At 69.5% G+C, this 14,353-nt stretch carries 13 protein-coding genes; 2 read left to right on the top strand and 11 right to left on the bottom strand.

What is annotated here, in order from left to right; translation table 11 throughout:
* Window position 1: 1 nt before the first annotated feature.
* The 9 genes from ABD798_RS23560 to ABD798_RS23520 all read right to left on the bottom strand — a co-directional run bounded on the left by ABD798_RS23560 (window position 2) and on the right by ABD798_RS23520 (window position 10,292).
* Window positions 2-652 (bottom strand): PIG-L deacetylase family protein, encoded by a 651-nt coding sequence (locus ABD798_RS23560; RefSeq protein ID WP_344878435.1) that lies wholly within the window; start codon window positions 650-652, stop codon window positions 2-4.
* Window positions 653-1,459, bottom strand: coding sequence for a sugar phosphate nucleotidyltransferase (locus ABD798_RS23555; protein WP_344878432.1), 807 nt, complete (start codon window positions 1,457-1,459; stop codon window positions 653-655).
* On the bottom strand, window positions 1,456-2,745 hold the full coding sequence (locus ABD798_RS23550; RefSeq protein ID WP_344878429.1) for a methyltransferase domain-containing protein: 1,290 nt from the start codon (window positions 2,743-2,745) through the stop codon (window positions 1,456-1,458). The genes ABD798_RS23555 and ABD798_RS23550 overlap by 4 nt, the downstream gene beginning before the upstream one ends.
* Window positions 2,746-2,747: 2 nt before the next feature.
* Window positions 2,748-4,124 (bottom strand): sugar transferase, encoded by a 1,377-nt coding sequence (locus ABD798_RS23545; protein ID WP_344878426.1) that lies wholly within the window; start codon window positions 4,122-4,124, stop codon window positions 2,748-2,750.
* 440 nt (window positions 4,125-4,564) lie between these two features.
* Window positions 4,565-5,296 carry a hypothetical protein gene (locus ABD798_RS23540; protein WP_344878423.1) on the bottom strand — a complete coding sequence of 244 codons (732 nt, stop codon included), beginning with the start codon at window positions 5,294-5,296 and terminating at the stop codon, window positions 4,565-4,567.
* 752 nt (window positions 5,297-6,048) lie between these two features.
* Window positions 6,049-6,873, bottom strand: coding sequence for a carbohydrate ABC transporter permease (locus ABD798_RS23535; protein WP_344878420.1), 825 nt, complete (start codon window positions 6,871-6,873; stop codon window positions 6,049-6,051).
* Window positions 6,870-7,892 carry a carbohydrate ABC transporter permease gene (locus ABD798_RS23530; protein WP_344878417.1) on the bottom strand — a complete coding sequence of 341 codons (1,023 nt, stop codon included), beginning with the start codon at window positions 7,890-7,892 and terminating at the stop codon, window positions 6,870-6,872. Before ABD798_RS23530 ends, ABD798_RS23535 begins: the two co-directional genes overlap by 4 nt.
* A gap of 128 nt (window positions 7,893-8,020) precedes the next feature.
* Window positions 8,021-9,283 carry a sugar ABC transporter substrate-binding protein gene (locus tag ABD798_RS23525; RefSeq protein ID WP_344878414.1) on the bottom strand — a complete coding sequence of 421 codons (1,263 nt, stop codon included), beginning with the start codon at window positions 9,281-9,283 and terminating at the stop codon, window positions 8,021-8,023.
* A gap of 1 nt (window position 9,284) precedes the next feature.
* Window positions 9,285-10,292 (bottom strand): LacI family DNA-binding transcriptional regulator, encoded by a 1,008-nt coding sequence (locus tag ABD798_RS23520; protein ID WP_344878411.1) that lies wholly within the window; start codon window positions 10,290-10,292, stop codon window positions 9,285-9,287.
* A gap of 157 nt (window positions 10,293-10,449) precedes the next feature.
* Here ABD798_RS23520 and ABD798_RS23515 point away from each other — a divergent pair, with 157 nt between their 5' ends.
* A complete protein-coding gene (locus ABD798_RS23515; protein ID WP_344878408.1) occupies window positions 10,450-12,366 on the top strand; it encodes an amylo-alpha-1,6-glucosidase in 1,917 nt (638 codons plus the stop codon).
* Here the strand turns inward: ABD798_RS23515 and ABD798_RS23510 are convergent.
* The gene (locus tag ABD798_RS23510) at window positions 12,251-12,859 is read right to left on the bottom strand and encodes a hypothetical protein (protein WP_344878405.1); all 609 of its coding nucleotides are present in this window, start codon (window positions 12,857-12,859) and stop codon (window positions 12,251-12,253) included. The genes ABD798_RS23515 and ABD798_RS23510 overlap by 116 nt on opposite strands.
* A 75-nt stretch (window positions 12,860-12,934) precedes the next feature.
* Between ABD798_RS23510 and ABD798_RS23505 the strand changes: the two genes are divergently transcribed.
* The gene (locus tag ABD798_RS23505; protein WP_344878402.1) at window positions 12,935-13,393 is read left to right on the top strand and encodes a MarR family winged helix-turn-helix transcriptional regulator; all 459 of its coding nucleotides are present in this window, start codon (window positions 12,935-12,937) and stop codon (window positions 13,391-13,393) included.
* On the opposite strand, the gene ABD798_RS23500 is transcribed toward ABD798_RS23505, so the two are convergent.
* A complete protein-coding gene (locus ABD798_RS23500; RefSeq protein WP_344878400.1) occupies window positions 13,353-14,285 on the bottom strand; it encodes a LysR family transcriptional regulator in 933 nt (310 codons plus the stop codon). The genes ABD798_RS23505 and ABD798_RS23500 overlap by 41 nt on opposite strands.
* Window positions 14,286-14,353: the final 68 nt, after the last annotated feature.

Below are 14,353 nucleotides of genomic sequence, written 5' to 3'. Positions count from 1 at the left end.
CTCATCCCTCTCCCCAACCGAGCACAACCTTGTCAACGAAGAACGCCTCGGCGTAGCGGGCGCGGCACTGCACACCGCGCATCCGCGCCAGCCCGAGGAAGGTCTCCGCGTCGAACCAGTCCCGTCCGCGCTGCGACGGGTAGTGCGCGTCCAGCAGTTCCGCCTTGCGCAGCGCCACGCTCGGGGCCAACGGCACGAAGGCGACCGGCTGCACCTGGTCGCTGTCCCACTTGATGATCTCGTAGCCGAGCACGAGCTGATCGCGGAACGCGGTCGTCACCAGCTGGGCGAGCGTCCGGTGGTCCTGGTGCGCGTCGTGCTTGGCCGGGCCGATCACGACGTCCGGGGACACCTTGCGCGCCAAGGATTCCAGGGCCTGCTTCGCCCGGTCCCAGTGGGCGGGCATCCGTCCGTCGGGCAGGTCGAGCACTTCGACGTCCAGGTTCGCCCCCGGGCAGAAGGCCTCCAGTGCGGCACGCTCCTCCTCTTCCCGTTTGGTCCCGCTGCCGCTCAGCACGAGCGCGGTGACGCGCAGTCCCGGCGACGCGGCGCAGGCGGCCAGCAACGTGCCACCCGCGCCGATCGCGATGTCGTCGCAGTGCGCGCCGAGCACGACCACGCTGCCGAACCGTTCCGGCACAAGGGAAATCACTCAGCGCACCCCGTCCAGGGCTTCGACGTGCTCGTCACGGTCCCACAGCATCCACGGACGATCACCCGAGGCGTAGCCGCGCTCCAGTGCCGCGCGCTCCTTCACGGTGTCGGCGGGCTGCCAGAAACCCTTGTACTGGTAGGCGATCAGCTTGCCCTGCTCCGCCAGCGCGCCACAGCCGTCCTCGACCAGGTCGCCGTTGCGCGGCAGGTGGTCGAAGACCTCGGGGCGCAGCACGAAGTAGCCACCGTTCTCCCACAGCGGCAGGCTGCTCACCGCGGTGATGCCGGAGACCTTGCCCTCCTCGCCCACCTCGACGCAGTGGAAGGACTGCTGCGGCGGCACGACCATCATCGAGGCCGCCGCGCCGGTCTCGCGCACGCGCGCCACCATGTCGTCCAGCGGCGCGTCGGTGAGCACGTCGGCGTAGTTGGCCAGGAACATCTCCTCGTCCTGCACGAGGTGGCGCACCCGGCGCAGCCGCTCACCGATCGGCGAGTCCTGCCCGGTGTTGACGAAGGTGATCGTCCAGTCGCTGATGTCGGAGGACAGCAGCTCGACCTTGCCCTCTCGGAGCACGAAGTCGTTGGACGCCGCCTCGGAGTAGCTGAGGAAGTAGTCCTTGATGTACTGCGCGCCGTAACCCAGGCACAGCACGAAGTCCGTGTGGCCGAAGTGCGCGTAGTAGCGCATCACGTGCCACAGCAGCGGGCGCGGGCCCACCGGGTGCATCGGCTTGGGCAGGTCGTCGGCGGAGCCCGTGCGCATCCGCATCCCGTACCCGCCGCAGAACAGCACGACCTTCATCGGCCTACCTCGACGATCTCCAGAGTCGGGACGGGGAAGACGAGCCGTCCGCCCCATTCGCCCACGTAGCTCAGCTGCGCGGTCAGTTCCTCGCGCAGGTTCCACGGCAGGACAAGCACGTAATCGGGCCGGTCCTCGGCGATCTGCTCCACCGGCAGGATCGGGATCCTGGTGCCCGGCGTGTACCTGCCGTGCTTGTAGGGGTTGCGGTCCACGGTGTAGCGCAGCAGGTCGGGGCGGACGCCGCAGTAGTTCAGCAGCGTGTTGCCCTTGCCCGGCGCGCCGTAGCCCACCACGGTCTGGCCCTGCTCGGCCGCCTCGATGAGGAAGCCCATCAGCTCCCACCGCGAGCGCTGCACGGCTTGGCTGAACTGCCCGTAGCCGCCGACGTCGTGCAGTCCGGCCGCGCGCTCCTCCGCCAGCACCTCCGCGACGGCGGCGGTCGGCGTCGAGCCCGTGCCGAAAGGCCTGGCCCACAAGCGGATCGAGCCGCCGTGCGTGGGGACCAGCTCCACGTCGATCAGTTCGAGACCGCCCGCCGCGAGCGCCCGCTGCGCGGAAGCGACGGTGTAGTACTGGAAGTGCTCGTGGTAGATCGTGTCGTACTGGGTGTGCTTGATCAGCGTCAGCAGGTGCTGCACCTCGATCGACACCCAGCCGTCGTCGGCGACCAGCTCGCGCAGCCCCTGCGTGAAGCCCAGCACGTCCGGGATGTGCGCGTAGACGTTGTTCGCCACCACCAGGTTCGCGGCACCGTGCTGCGCGCGGACGCGGCCGGCGCTGTCCGGCGCGAGGAACTCCGTGACGGTCGGGACGCCCTTCTCCCGCGCGGCGTCGCCGACGTTGACCGACGGCTCGATGCCCAGGCAGCGGATGCCCGCCGCGACCACGTGCTGCAACAGGTAGCCGTCGTTGCTGGCCACCTCCACCACGAAGGAGTCCGGGCCGAGCCCGATCCGCCGCGTCGCGGTCTCGACGAACCGGCGCGCGTGCTCCACCCACGAGGTGGAGAAGGAGGAGAAGTAGGCGTACTCGGTGAAGGTCTCCTCCGGCTTGATCAGCGGAGGCAGCTGCGCGAGCAGGCACTGCGCGCACACCCGCAGGTGCAGCGGGTAGGTCGGCTCCGGCTCGTCGAGCTGCGCCTCGGTGAGGAACAGCTCGCACGGCGGGCTCGCGCCCAGGTCGAGCACGCTGTGCAGCTCCCGCGCGCCGCACAGGCGGCACGACAGGCCGCCACTGACCGGACTCACCCGGTCGACAGCGCCGGTCAGGCTTGTCGTGCTCATGCTCAGTACGCTCCCTTGCCGCCGACGACCGCCGACACCGTTTTCCACAAGATCACCAGGTCCATGGACAACGACCAGCTCTCCACGTAGCGCAGGTCGATCCGGACCGATTCCTCCCAGGAGAGGTCGCTGCGGCCGCTGACCTGCCACAGCCCCGTCATCCCCGGCTTCACCAACAGCTTGCGCCGCGCGTCCTGCCCGTAGCTGGCGACCTCCTCCGCCAGCGGCGGCCTCGGCCCGACCATCGACATCGAGCCGAACAGCACGTTGAGCACCTGGGGCAGCTCGTCGAGGGAGTAGCGGCGCAGCACCGCCCCGACCCGGGTCACCCTGGGGTCACGGCGCATCTTGAACAGCGGGCCGGAGCCCTGGTTCGCCGAGGCCAGGGTGGGCCGCATGGCGTGCGCGTCGACCACCATCGAGCGGAACTTCAGCATCGGGAAGGCCGTGCCGCCCCGGCCGACCCGGCTCTGCCGGTAGAACACCGGGCCGCCGTCGTCGAGCTTGATCGCCGCCGCGATCAGCAGCAGCACCGGAGCGGCCAGCAGCGTCAGCACCAGCGCTCCCACCCGGTCCATCACCGCCTTGAACAGGCGCGGGATCCCGCTGAAGGTGGGCGCGCTGACCCAGAGCATCGTCAGGCCGAACACCGGCGCGACGTGCAGCCTCGGGCCCGCGACCTCCATGAGCGCGGGCGTGACCACCAGCTCGGCGGTGCCGCCCTCCAGGTCCCAGGCCAGCCGCTGCACCCGGTCGGGGGTCCACTCGGGAGCGGGCGCGACCGCCACCACCCGGTAGCCGCCCAGACGCGTGCGCTCGACCAACTCGTCCAGGTTGCCCACCACCGGGACGCCGTCGATCTCGGCGACGCGGCCGACGCCCAGTCCGGTCGGAGTGCACACCGCCTCGACGCGCCAGCCCAGGTGCGAGTCGGCCCTGGTCCGCCGGATCAGGTCCTGCACGGCCTCCACGGTCCCCGCCGCGAGCACCGGGAGCAGGCAGCTGCCGTCCCTGCGCCGCGCGTGCAGCACCTTCCGCAGCAGGAAGCGCTGGCTCACGGCGGTCACCGCGAGCGCGGGCATGCCGACGAAGACCCACGGCCGCAGGTCGTCCAGCCGCAGCGCGAGCGCCACGACGGAGAGCGCGAGCATCGCGATCACGGCGGCCCTGCCGACCCTGCGGAACTCCTCCGGTCCCTGTCCCAGCACCCGGACGTCCCACGCCCTGGACAGCGACAGCATGACGACCGCGACCACTCCGGCTCCCCCGGCGAGTGACGCGGCCCAGCGCGGTGAGTACGCGGCGCTACCGCTCATGACCGTCCCCACGGCCACAAGAGTGTTCACGGCCACGATCGAGCAGAAGTCGCTGACGATCACCGACCGTTGGTAGCGCTGTTCCCAACCGAGCGTATTTTTCGGAAGTTGTAACGCGGGGTTGTCATGAAACGATGTATTCGATTTTGACGTCCCAGGCAGAACGGATGTCACTTTTTCACCTCAGTGGTCCACGCCACACACTTGGGGTGCTTGAGGTGTAACTCTTCTAATAATCCCTGGTGAGGAACCTTAAAAGTACACAGCACAACGCCGTTGGGAAATTACCGGCAAGTCGACCCCGCTTCGACTTTCCACCCACACCAGCATCGCGCCGGGCATCAATTACACCCCGTCGCCGAGCAAACGTAATCAATTCAAGAAAGCATCTGCCATCGTCCGTTCGGGGGAAGCCGGACGGACTTAGCGTGACGGTTGACCATTATTGCTGGTAGACGCATCGTGACCAAGTCCACCGGGATGGTTACGTGCCATGATCGTTGTCACTCGGACATCGGAGCACGTCCACGACCGTGATGTGGCGGAGACGTGACCGTTGTTTCAGGTCCTCGTCCCTCGATCCGGGGAGGCGGGATGGCACCCGGTACGGCGACACCCACCCGGCTCGGATCCGGCCGGGCGGGCCTGGTCAGGTACGGCCGCAGCAGCCGGGCCAGCGCCAGGCCCGGCGCCAGCAGGGGCACCAGCAGCGAGAGCACCGCGGCGAGAACGCCCGCCCGCAGCACGTCCTTGGGCAACAACCTGACCCGCCGAACGATCATCCGGCCACGATTGGGTGTCGAGAGCACGGCCAGCAGGGTGACGAACCCGAGGAACGCGACCGCCGCCCGCCCGAACGCCGGGCTGTAGCCGAGGCCCTCACCGGCCACCATCAGCACGAACCACCCGAGCAGCGCCGGAGCCTGCGCCCGCGCGCTCGTCGCCGCCCAGAGCAACCCCGCCGCCACGGCGAACCAGCCGAGCAGTCCACGGTGCACCGGATCACGCAGCCACGCCGACACCGCCGCGAGCCAGTCCGGGTCCGGCGAACCGAACCGCCCGGTCACCGAACGCACGACGTCCAGCGGAGACCACTGCGCCCCACCCTCCACGAACTGCCCGCACACCCAGGCCAACACCCACAGCGACAGCGGGACGGCCACCAGCAGCTGCGCCCTCGGCCGGGCGACCAACGCCGTCCACACCTCGGTCAGGTCCCGAACCCTCGCCGCCACCCGAATCTCCCCCGCTCGGCCCCACCCGTGACTTGATCGTGGTGGCGGCCACGGAGCCGGGCAACCCGGAGAACCCGGCCGGGCACAGGCGAACACCGGGACTAGGGCGTGTTTCCTAGGTCTCGTTCGATGAGAGCCGGGATCGAGGTCGTTCCTGGCTAGACGGCGGGAAGTCCGCGTACCGGTGTTGTACGTGGGCTTCCCGGCGGCGCGGCCAGGGGCGGGCCCGGCCCGGCTATCGCGAACACGGACCTGTGAAACACGCCCTACCCGCCGGTATCACCCTTCTGCCCCGCCAGGCCGGAAGAACGGTGTGAAGACACGGAAACACCAGTCATGGCACCATCGAAGCCGGAAGCGGTCGGTGCGTACGTGTCCCCCGGGCCTCATCCCTTCGGCCGACGTGGAATACCGGTCACGCAGGAGCCACGCCAGGCCATTCGCCGAGAGGCGACCTACGCCCGACCGTTTCCGTGTTCGCTCGCTGCGCGAGCTTCCCCGTCTCCTCACCACGTTGGGGGGCCGAGCCCCCCACGCCCCCCACGGTGCGTGCTCCTGCCGACCCGGCGTGGTCACGTTGTGGCTGTACCAGCACCGCACGCCACGTGCCGCGCGCCAGGCCCCACTCATCGTGTGCTGGACAACTTGGAGGGGGCCGCGGGTTTGCTGGTCTTCAAGACCACCAGACCCCCCTGTCGATCATCGTTAACCGCCACAACCCCTCGCCTGGGGGCCGAGAACGGCCAATGGCGTCAGCCCTTGACGGCGCCGCCCAGTTGGTTGCGGATGAAGTGGCGTTGGGCGAGCAGGAAGACCACGGCGACGGGGATCGTGGACACGAGCGCGATGGTGAGCTTGAGCGGCAACTGCTGGCCCTCGCCGAGCGCGCCGCTGACCAACCGGGCCAGGCCCAGCGTCAACGTCTCGTAGCGGGAGTCCGAAGTGGACACCAGGAAGTGCGCGAACTCGTTCCAGGAGTTCTGGAACGCCAGCACCGCGAGCGTGGCCAGCGCGGGCCGGACCATCGGCAGCACCACGTTCCACCAGGTGCGCACCACCCCGGCCCCGTCGATCCGCGCGGCCTCCTCGACCTCGCGCGGAACCTGCTCGAACGCCTGCTTGAGCAGGAAGATCCCGATCGCGTCGGTGATCAGCGGCAGGATCATGCCGAGGTAGGAGTTGTACATCGAGAACTGGCGCAGCAGCAGGAACTTCGGGATCAACAGCACCACCGCGGGCACCGCCGCCAGCGCCAGCACACCGGAGAACACGAGCTTGCGGCCGGGCCAGCGCAACCGGGCGAGCGCGTAGCCCGCCATGGCGTCCACGAGCAGCCGCCCGAAGGTCACGCACAGCGTCACCAGCACGGAGTTCGCCAGCCAGCGCGGCACCTCCACCGACGGATCGGTCGCCACGCGCTCGTAGGAGGCCGTCGAGAACGGGTCCGGCACGAGCGACAGGGGGTTGGCCACCGCGTCCGCGTCGGTCTTGAAAGTGGTGACCAGCTGGATCACGAACGGGCCCAGGTAGCAGACCGCGCCGACGAGCAGGACCGCGTAACCGAACGCGCGCCTCATGACGTCCTCCCGTCTCGGAGCAGGCGGCGCTGCGCCCAGGTCAGCACGACGATGATCGCGAAGAGCAGGAAGGCGATGGCCGCGCCGAGGCCGTAGGAGCCCTCCGCGAAGGACCGCTGGTAGGACAGGTAGGCCGGGGTCAGCGTGGTCTTCGCGGGGTTGCCCTGGCCCATCACGTAGATCTGGTCGAATACCTGCCAGCTACCGATCAGCCCCATCGTCAGCACCACGAAGACCGTCGGCATCAGCATCGGCACGGTCACCTTCGTCAGCCGCTGCCAGCGCGTGGTGCCGTCCACGTCCGCCGCCTCCAGGACGTCCTCCGGCAGGTTCTGCAGCGCCGCGAGGAAGATCAGCATGAAGTTGCCCGAGGTCGTCCAGATCATCAGCAGCGTCACCGCTGACATCGCCACCGACGGCCCGGACAGCCACTCCCACAGCGTCAGGCCCCACAGCCGCGTCCCGCTCAGCCACTCCGGCGGCGCGGACGGGTCGACCAGGCCCAGCGCGCCGAGCAGCTCGTGCACCACGCCGCGCGGGTCCGCGAACCACGTCGGCCCGTCGATGCCGAAGAAGCCGAGCACCGCGTTGATCGCGCCCGAACCCGAGAACAGGAACAGGAAGACCACCGAGATCGCCACCGCGCTGGTGACCGACGGGAAGTAGAACGCCGCCCGGAAGAAGCCCCGCCCGCGCAGAGTCCTGTTGTGCACCACCATCGCCAGCCCGAGCGCGAGCGCCGTCTGAACGGGTACTGAGATCACCACGAAGTAGAAGGTGTTGCGCACGCTCAACGCGAAGTCACGCCGTGCCAACCCGTCCTCGGTCAGCAGGGCCGCGTAGTTGTCCAACCCCACCACCGGCGCCCGCCCGGACAACGGACTGTAGGTGCCGTCCCAGTCCAACACGCTGACCCACAACGCCAACAGCATCGGCAGCAGCACGAACGTCGCCAGCAGCGCGATCCCCGGCGCCGCGAACAACCACCCCGCCACCGCCTCCCCACGCTTGGCGCTCACCCCCGCGCCCGTTCTGCCGGAACCCGCGCTGCCGCGCCCCCACCTCCCGCGCCGCCGTTGCGTACCCAATGTGGCATTCGTTTCGCCAGACGTAACCAATGCCGCATTGGTTACGTTCTCTTCGGCGGTCACCGGCCGAGCACCTGTTCGGCGTTGCGCTGCGTGGACGCCAGGATCGCCTTGGGGTCTGCGCCGCTGGTGAGGCCGAGCAGCTGCGCGTCGAAGTCCTTCAGCACCGACTCCAGGCCCTTCGCGGTCGGCTCCCCCTGCGCGTAGTCGGCCCCGGCCAGGAACGCCTGCTGTTCCGGGTGCGACCGCGCGAACAGGCTCGCGGCGAGCCGTCGGGACGGGATCACGCCGAAGCCCTCGCCGAGCGCGTTCTGCTGCGAGACGTCGGTGAGGTGCGCGACGAGGTTCTCCGCCGCCTGCCGGTTCTTGCTCACCGACGGGATGCCCCAGCAGTTGGTGAACGCCAGCGTCCCCTTGCCCGCCGGGCCCGCGGGCAGCTCCACCGCGCGCCACTTGCGCTGCGGGTAGTCCTTGCCCAGCGCGCCGATCACCCAGTTGCCCTCGACGACCATGGCCGCGCTGCCCTTGCCGAGCGCCTCGCCGCTCCACCCGGAGTCGATCTGCTTGGCGAACGCCGCGCTCCCCGACCTCAACAAGCGCTGAACGTACTGGAGCGCTTGGAGATTCTGCGGACTGTCCACAGTGGCCTTCTTGCCGCTCGGATCGACAAGCCAGCCGCCCGCCTGCTTGAAGAACGCGCCGATGCGGTCGACGTCGTCCATCAGCACCAGGCCCTTGCGCTTCGGCGTCGTGAGCCGCTTGGCCACCGCCTCCAGCTGCGCCCAGTCCTTGGGCAGGTCGGCGTCGGTGAGCCCGGCACCCGCCCAGGCCTCGGTGTCGATCACCAGCGCCAGGGTGGAGAAGTCCTTGGGAGCACACACGAACTTGCCTTCGTGGGTGAAGATCGAGCGCAGGTTGGGGTAGATGTCGTCCGCCCCCGGCAGCCGCTCGGCGTAGGTGTGCAGCGCGCCGGGCTGGGCGTACCGCGAGAACGCGCCGGGCTCCAGCACGAACAGGTCCGGCGGAGTGCCACCGGCGAAGCCCTGCCCCAGCTGCTGCGGCAGGTCGGCGGAAGCGACCACGTTGACCTTGTTGCCCGTGCGCTGCGCCCAGGTCTGCATGATCGACCTCGTGGCCTCCAGCTCGACACTGGTCGCCGAGCCGATCAGCACCTGCAACGTCGCCGGACCAAGAGACTGACGACCCGGCGCGCTCCCAATGCTCGATCCCGCAAGCGGATCTTCGTCAAACCCTTCGCCGCAGCCCGCCAAGACCAGCGCAGCCGCCAGCGCCACCCCGATGTGGCGCCGTCGTCGGTTCATCTCATCTCCTCTCGCTGCTCGCTCGCACCACCAGCTCGGGGCGCAGCAGCGATCCGCTCACGGATTGGTTGTCCAGCAACAACAAGATGTGTTCGGCGACTCGCTCCAACGGCTGCCGCACGCTCGTCAGGCCGGGCAGAGTGGCCGACGCGAGCGGACTGTCGTCGAAGCCCGTGACAGCAACACCGCCGGAAACACCGCGCTCAGCCAGCAGCGCCAACGCTCCGAGCGCGACCGCATCACTGACCGCGACCAGCGCCGTCGGCGGCTCAGCCGAGTTCAACAACACCGCAGCGCCACTGCGTCCCGCGTCTATCGTGTTGGCACCACGGACGATCAGACCGTCCTCTGTGGACAGACCGAGGCCCTCGGCCGAGCCTCGCCAGCCGCGCAGCCGGTCGTCGCCGACCCCGTCACCCTCCCGCCAGCCGAGGAAACCGATCCGCCGGTGACCGAGGGAATGCAGGTGCTCGACGACCTGAGCCATCCCGTGCGCGCCGTCGACGTCCACCCACGCGCCGGCCTGACCGGGCCCCCAAGTCCGGCCGAAGGCAGCGAACGGCACGCCCCGCTCCGCCAGCCAGCCCGGCCGAGGATCGCCGACCACCGTCTCAGCCAGCACGAACGCGTCGACCGCGCGCTGAGCGAGCAGGTCGGCGTAGACGCTCAACCCCTCGTCCCCGAGCGGCGCGGTGAACAGCAGAATGTGCCGGTCACGCGCCTCCGCGGCAGCACAGAGCGCATGCAGGAAGTCGTCCATCAGCGGCGTCAGGACTCCCCGGTCGCGCGGAGTCAGCCGGTAGCCGATCATCCCGCTGCTCCGCGTTCGCAGCCCACGCGCGCTGCGGTTGGGCCGGTAGCCCAGCTCCTCGATCGCTGCTTGGACGCGTTCCAACGTGTCCGGGTGCAGCTTGTGCGGAGCGTTGAGCGCGTTGGAAACGGTCTGCCGTGACACCCCGATGTGCGCCGCCACCTGCTCCAGAGTCGCCCCTGCGCGGTTGCCGGTCATTGGCCCCTCCCAAGTTCGCCGCCGAGGTGTCAGACTGTGTCGCATCGCCGATATGAACGTTCAAACAGGCCCTGCGGACGCGATTTGAACGTTCATATTGCGCGGAAGAGTGAACGCCGTCACAGGATTTGTCAAGAGCGCACACCAGGAGATGCCAGTGGCTGACCGGGTCTACCTGCAACCGACGCTGCACGAACTCGTCACGGTGCTGCGCGCGCCGTCCGCCGTCCTCGGCGCGGCCGACGGGCAGCTGCGAGCCGAAGGCGCACAAGGCTTCTACCGCGACGATCGCCGGGTGTTGTCCCAGCTGGAGGTCGACGTGGACGGAGTCGCCCCGACGCGCGTCGCCCACCGCACCGAAGAGGCCGAGCGGGCGCGGTTCCTCTGCGTGCTGCGCGGGCTCGGCGAGCCGTCAGCCGACCCGAAGCTGCACCTGCGCCGCGAACGCCAGCTCACCGACACCGAGCTGGTCGAGCGCTTCGAGCTGATCAACTCCGGCGCCACCCCGGTGACCGCGAACGTGCGGATCACCGCCGCGACCGACCTCGCCGCGATCACCGCCGTCAAGTCCGGCGCCGTGCCCCGCGCACTCACCCCCACCGTCGAGAAGTCCTTTGCGCGCTGGGAGAACGACGGCATCCGCGTTGAACTCCGCTTCACCGGAGACCCTCACCAAGAGTCCGCAGTGGACGCGGCGGTCATCACCTGGCAGGTGTTGCTCGAACCAGGCGCGAGCTGGGAGACCGAAGTCGTCGTGACCCCCTCGGAGGAGGGCGCGGACGGCTTTCTGCCGCGCAGGCCGGCGAACCCGCCGAAACTCACCAAGATCGTCACCACGGATCACCGCGCGGCACGGTTGGCCGAACGCGGCCTGGCCGACCTCGACGGCCTCCTGCTGGCCGACCCGCAGCAGCCCGGAGCCGCGTTCCTGGCGGCGGGAAGCCCCTGGTTCTTCACCCTGTTCGGCCGGGATTCCCTGTGGGCCGCAAGGCTTCTGCTGCCCAACAACCGCGATCTCGCGCTGGGAACGCTGTGGGCACTGGCCGCACGTCAAGGCAGGCGCGAGGACCCCGTCACCGAAGAGCAGCCTGGCAAGATCCTCCACGAGGTGCGACGAGGCGAACTCAAGCTGCCCGGACTGACGCTTCCGCCGCTGTACTACGGAAGCGTGGACTCGACCGCTCTCTGGGTCTGCCTGCTCCACGACCTGTGGCGCGCCGAACAGGACACCGAGCGCATCCGTCCCCTGCTCCCGCACCTGCTCGCCGCATTGGAGTGGATCGCAGGTCCCGGCGATGCGGACGGAGACGGCTTCTGCGAGTACGCGGGCTCCGACGGCGCGGGTCTGGCGAACCAGGGCTGGAAGGACTCCTCCGACGGCGTGCGCTGGGGCGACGGCCGGATCGCGAGCCGACCGCTCGCGCTGTGCGAGGTCCAGGGTTACGCGCACGCCGCCGCGCTCGGGGGCGCTGAAGTGCTTGATGCGCTGGGCGAACCCGGCGGACAGCGGTGGCGGGACTGGGCGGCGGCGCTGCGCGAGCGGTTCCGCGCGGCGTTCTGGGTGAGCGACAAGTTCGGCAGGTACCCGGCGATCGCGCTGGACGGCCAGAAGCGCGCGGTCACCGGGCCGTCGTCCAACATGGGCCACCTGCTCGGCACCGGCATCCTCTCCTCGGAGGAGGCGGAGCTGGTCGCGGAGATCCTGGTGCGCAAGGACATGAACTCCGGCTACGGGTTGCGCACGCTCTCCGCCGACACCGCCGGGTACAACCCGCTGAGCTACCACTGCGGCAGCGTTTGGCCGCACGACACGGCGATCGCGGTGTTCGGTCTGCTCGCCGAGGGCCACGAGGAGCGCGCGAGGGTGCTCGCCGAAGGGCTCCTCGCGGCCGGGGAGGCCTTCGACTACCGCTTGCCCGAGCTGTACGGCGGGGACAGCGCAGCCGATGGCGACCCGGTCACGGCGTACCCGGCCGCGTGCCGCCCACAAGCGTGGTCTGCCGCTGCTGGGGTCGCGGTGGCCGGTTTCCTCGCCGGGCAGCCGCACCCGATGGCGCGGCCTGTGCTCGCCTGAGCTTGCCCCAGGGCTTGTAGTAGGAGAGCACCGTCGCGAAGACCAGCAACGTGATCACCACGATCGCGTTCATCAGGAGGGAGTTCTGGATCGAGCCCACGGCCGAGGCGTCAAGGGTGTCGATGTCCGCGCCGAGCACGCGCTCACCCGCGTCACGCATCAGCCCGGCGATCACCAGGTTGCCGCCGAGCAGCGTCGCCACGGAGATCGCGAGCTTGGCGACGACCCAGTAGTGCTTCACGAGCCCCCAGTGCGTGCCGACGGAGAGCACGATGCCGCTGACCAGGGTGCCGAAGCTGAAGGGGGCGTACAGAGCGGGCCCGAACTCGCCGAGCACCACGTAGGCGGCGTGCAGCACGCGCGGGTTCTCCGTGGTCACGCCCGTGATCGCGAGGATGAGCACCATCACCTCGAAGCCGATCCACGCGACCCCGAACAGCACGTGCACGAGCAGCGCGAGCTTGCGCGCCCTGGGCTTGAACTGACGGCTCACAGTGGCTCCTCCCTATGACTTCCACAACGAAACCATTCGTGACCTGAATGATTTCTCAGCGGTAGGGTCGGGGGTATGGAGACACCCAAGGGCGTGGCGTTCCTGCTCTCCCAGCTGGGGGCGTTCGGGGCGCAGCGCTTCGCCGAGCGCCTGCGGCCGCTGGAGATCGAGCCCAGGCACGTCGGCCTGCTGCGGATGATCTCGGCGAACGAGGGCGCCTCCCAGCAGGAGCTCGGCGAGCGCATGGGCGTGGTGCCCAGCCGGATGGTCTCCTTCGTCGACGACCTGGAGAAGCGGGGGTTCGTCGAGCGCAGGCGCAACCCCAAGGACCGCAGGGCCTACGCGCTGCACCTGACCGGCAAGGGCACCGCCATGCTGCGCCAGGCGATGCTGATCTCCGTCGAGCACGACGAGGAGGTCTGCGCACCCCTGTCCCAGGACGAGCGCGACGTCCTCGCCCAGCTCCTGAGCCGCCTCTCCACCGCCCACGACCTCATCCCCGGTGTCCACCCCGGCTACCGCCACCTGCGCTGAGCGGCCACCGCGCCGCGATGTCCTTGGTGACCTCAAGGGTGATGTCGAGGACGCGGCGGGCCAGCGGTGACAGGGTCCGCCCCGCGTGCCAGGCGAGGTAGATCTCACGCGGGGAGAGCGCCGGGAGCAGTTCGTGCGTGCACAGGATCTCGTTGTCCGCGCGGAGGTCGAGCGCGAGCAGGGGCATGACGGCGACACCCATGCCCGCGCGGACCATCGAGATCACGCCGCGGTTGTCAGCCGTCCGGAACACGATCCGTGGCGCGACCCCGGCTTCGGCGTACACCCGTTCCACCCGCGCCTGGTCGCAGATCGGGGGCTGGGCCACCATCGGCGCCCCGTGCAGCGCTTCGAGCGGCACCGGCCCGTCCGGGAAGTCACCGCGCCGCGCGACCAGGACGTACGGGTCCTCGATCACCTTGATCTGCTCGACCTCGCCACCGATCCGGCCGTCGAAGAACAGCAGGTCGAAGCCGTCCGACAGCGGCGGATCGGTCTCCTCCTCGAACAGCCGGAGGTCGGCGGCCGGGTGCTCGTCCCGGATCCGCCGCACCACGGGCGGCAGGATCTCGTTGGTCACGCTCTGGAAGGTGCCGATGTCCACCCGGCCCTCGCCCGCGTTGAACCGCTCCACGGCCTCAGCCGTCCGCGCGGCACCCGCCAGCAGCTCGCGGCCGTGCGCGAGCACCACCGCGCCGAGCGGGGTCAGCCGCACCGGTTTCGGGCCGCCCGGCCGGTCGAACACCGCGCCACCGACGGCCTTCTCCAGCGCCGCGATCTGTTGGCTCACCGCGGATTGCGTGTAGCCGAGGCGCTGCGCGGCCCTGCCGAACGTGCCCTCCTCGGCAACCGCGTCGAGGGTCGCCAGGTGCCGCAGCTCGAAGGTCACCACACCGCCAAGCTATCAGCAGAGCTGATTGAATGGATCACAATCAATCACTTTTCATAATGCCGTGGCGT

This window comes from Allokutzneria multivorans (assembly GCF_039537405.1).
GTDB classification, from domain to species: Bacteria; Actinomycetota; Actinomycetes; order Mycobacteriales; family Pseudonocardiaceae; genus Allokutzneria; species Allokutzneria multivorans.
This window is presented reverse-complemented; position numbering and strand designations above follow the sequence as displayed.

What these genes read in the sequence shown, in the direction of transcription:
- ABD798_RS23555 (WP_344878432.1), bottom strand. Translation starts at nt 1,459, where the DNA reads ATGAAGGTCGTGCTGTTCTGCGGCGGGTACGGGATGCGGATGCGCACG.
- ABD798_RS23550 (WP_344878429.1), bottom strand. Translation starts at nt 2,745, where the DNA reads ATGAGCACGACAAGCCTGACCGGCGCTGTCGACCGGGTGAGTCCGGTC.
- ABD798_RS23535 (WP_344878420.1), bottom strand. Translation starts at nt 6,873, where the DNA reads ATGAGGCGCGCGTTCGGTTACGCGGTCCTGCTCGTCGGCGCGGTCTGC.
- ABD798_RS23525 (WP_344878414.1), bottom strand. Translation starts at nt 9,283, where the DNA reads ATGAACCGACGACGGCGCCACATCGGGGTGGCGCTGGCGGCTGCGCTG.
- ABD798_RS23520 (WP_344878411.1), bottom strand. Translation starts at nt 10,292, where the DNA reads ATGACCGGCAACCGCGCAGGGGCGACTCTGGAGCAGGTGGCGGCGCAC.
- ABD798_RS23505 (WP_344878402.1), top strand. Translation starts at nt 12,935, where the DNA reads ATGGAGACACCCAAGGGCGTGGCGTTCCTGCTCTCCCAGCTGGGGGCG.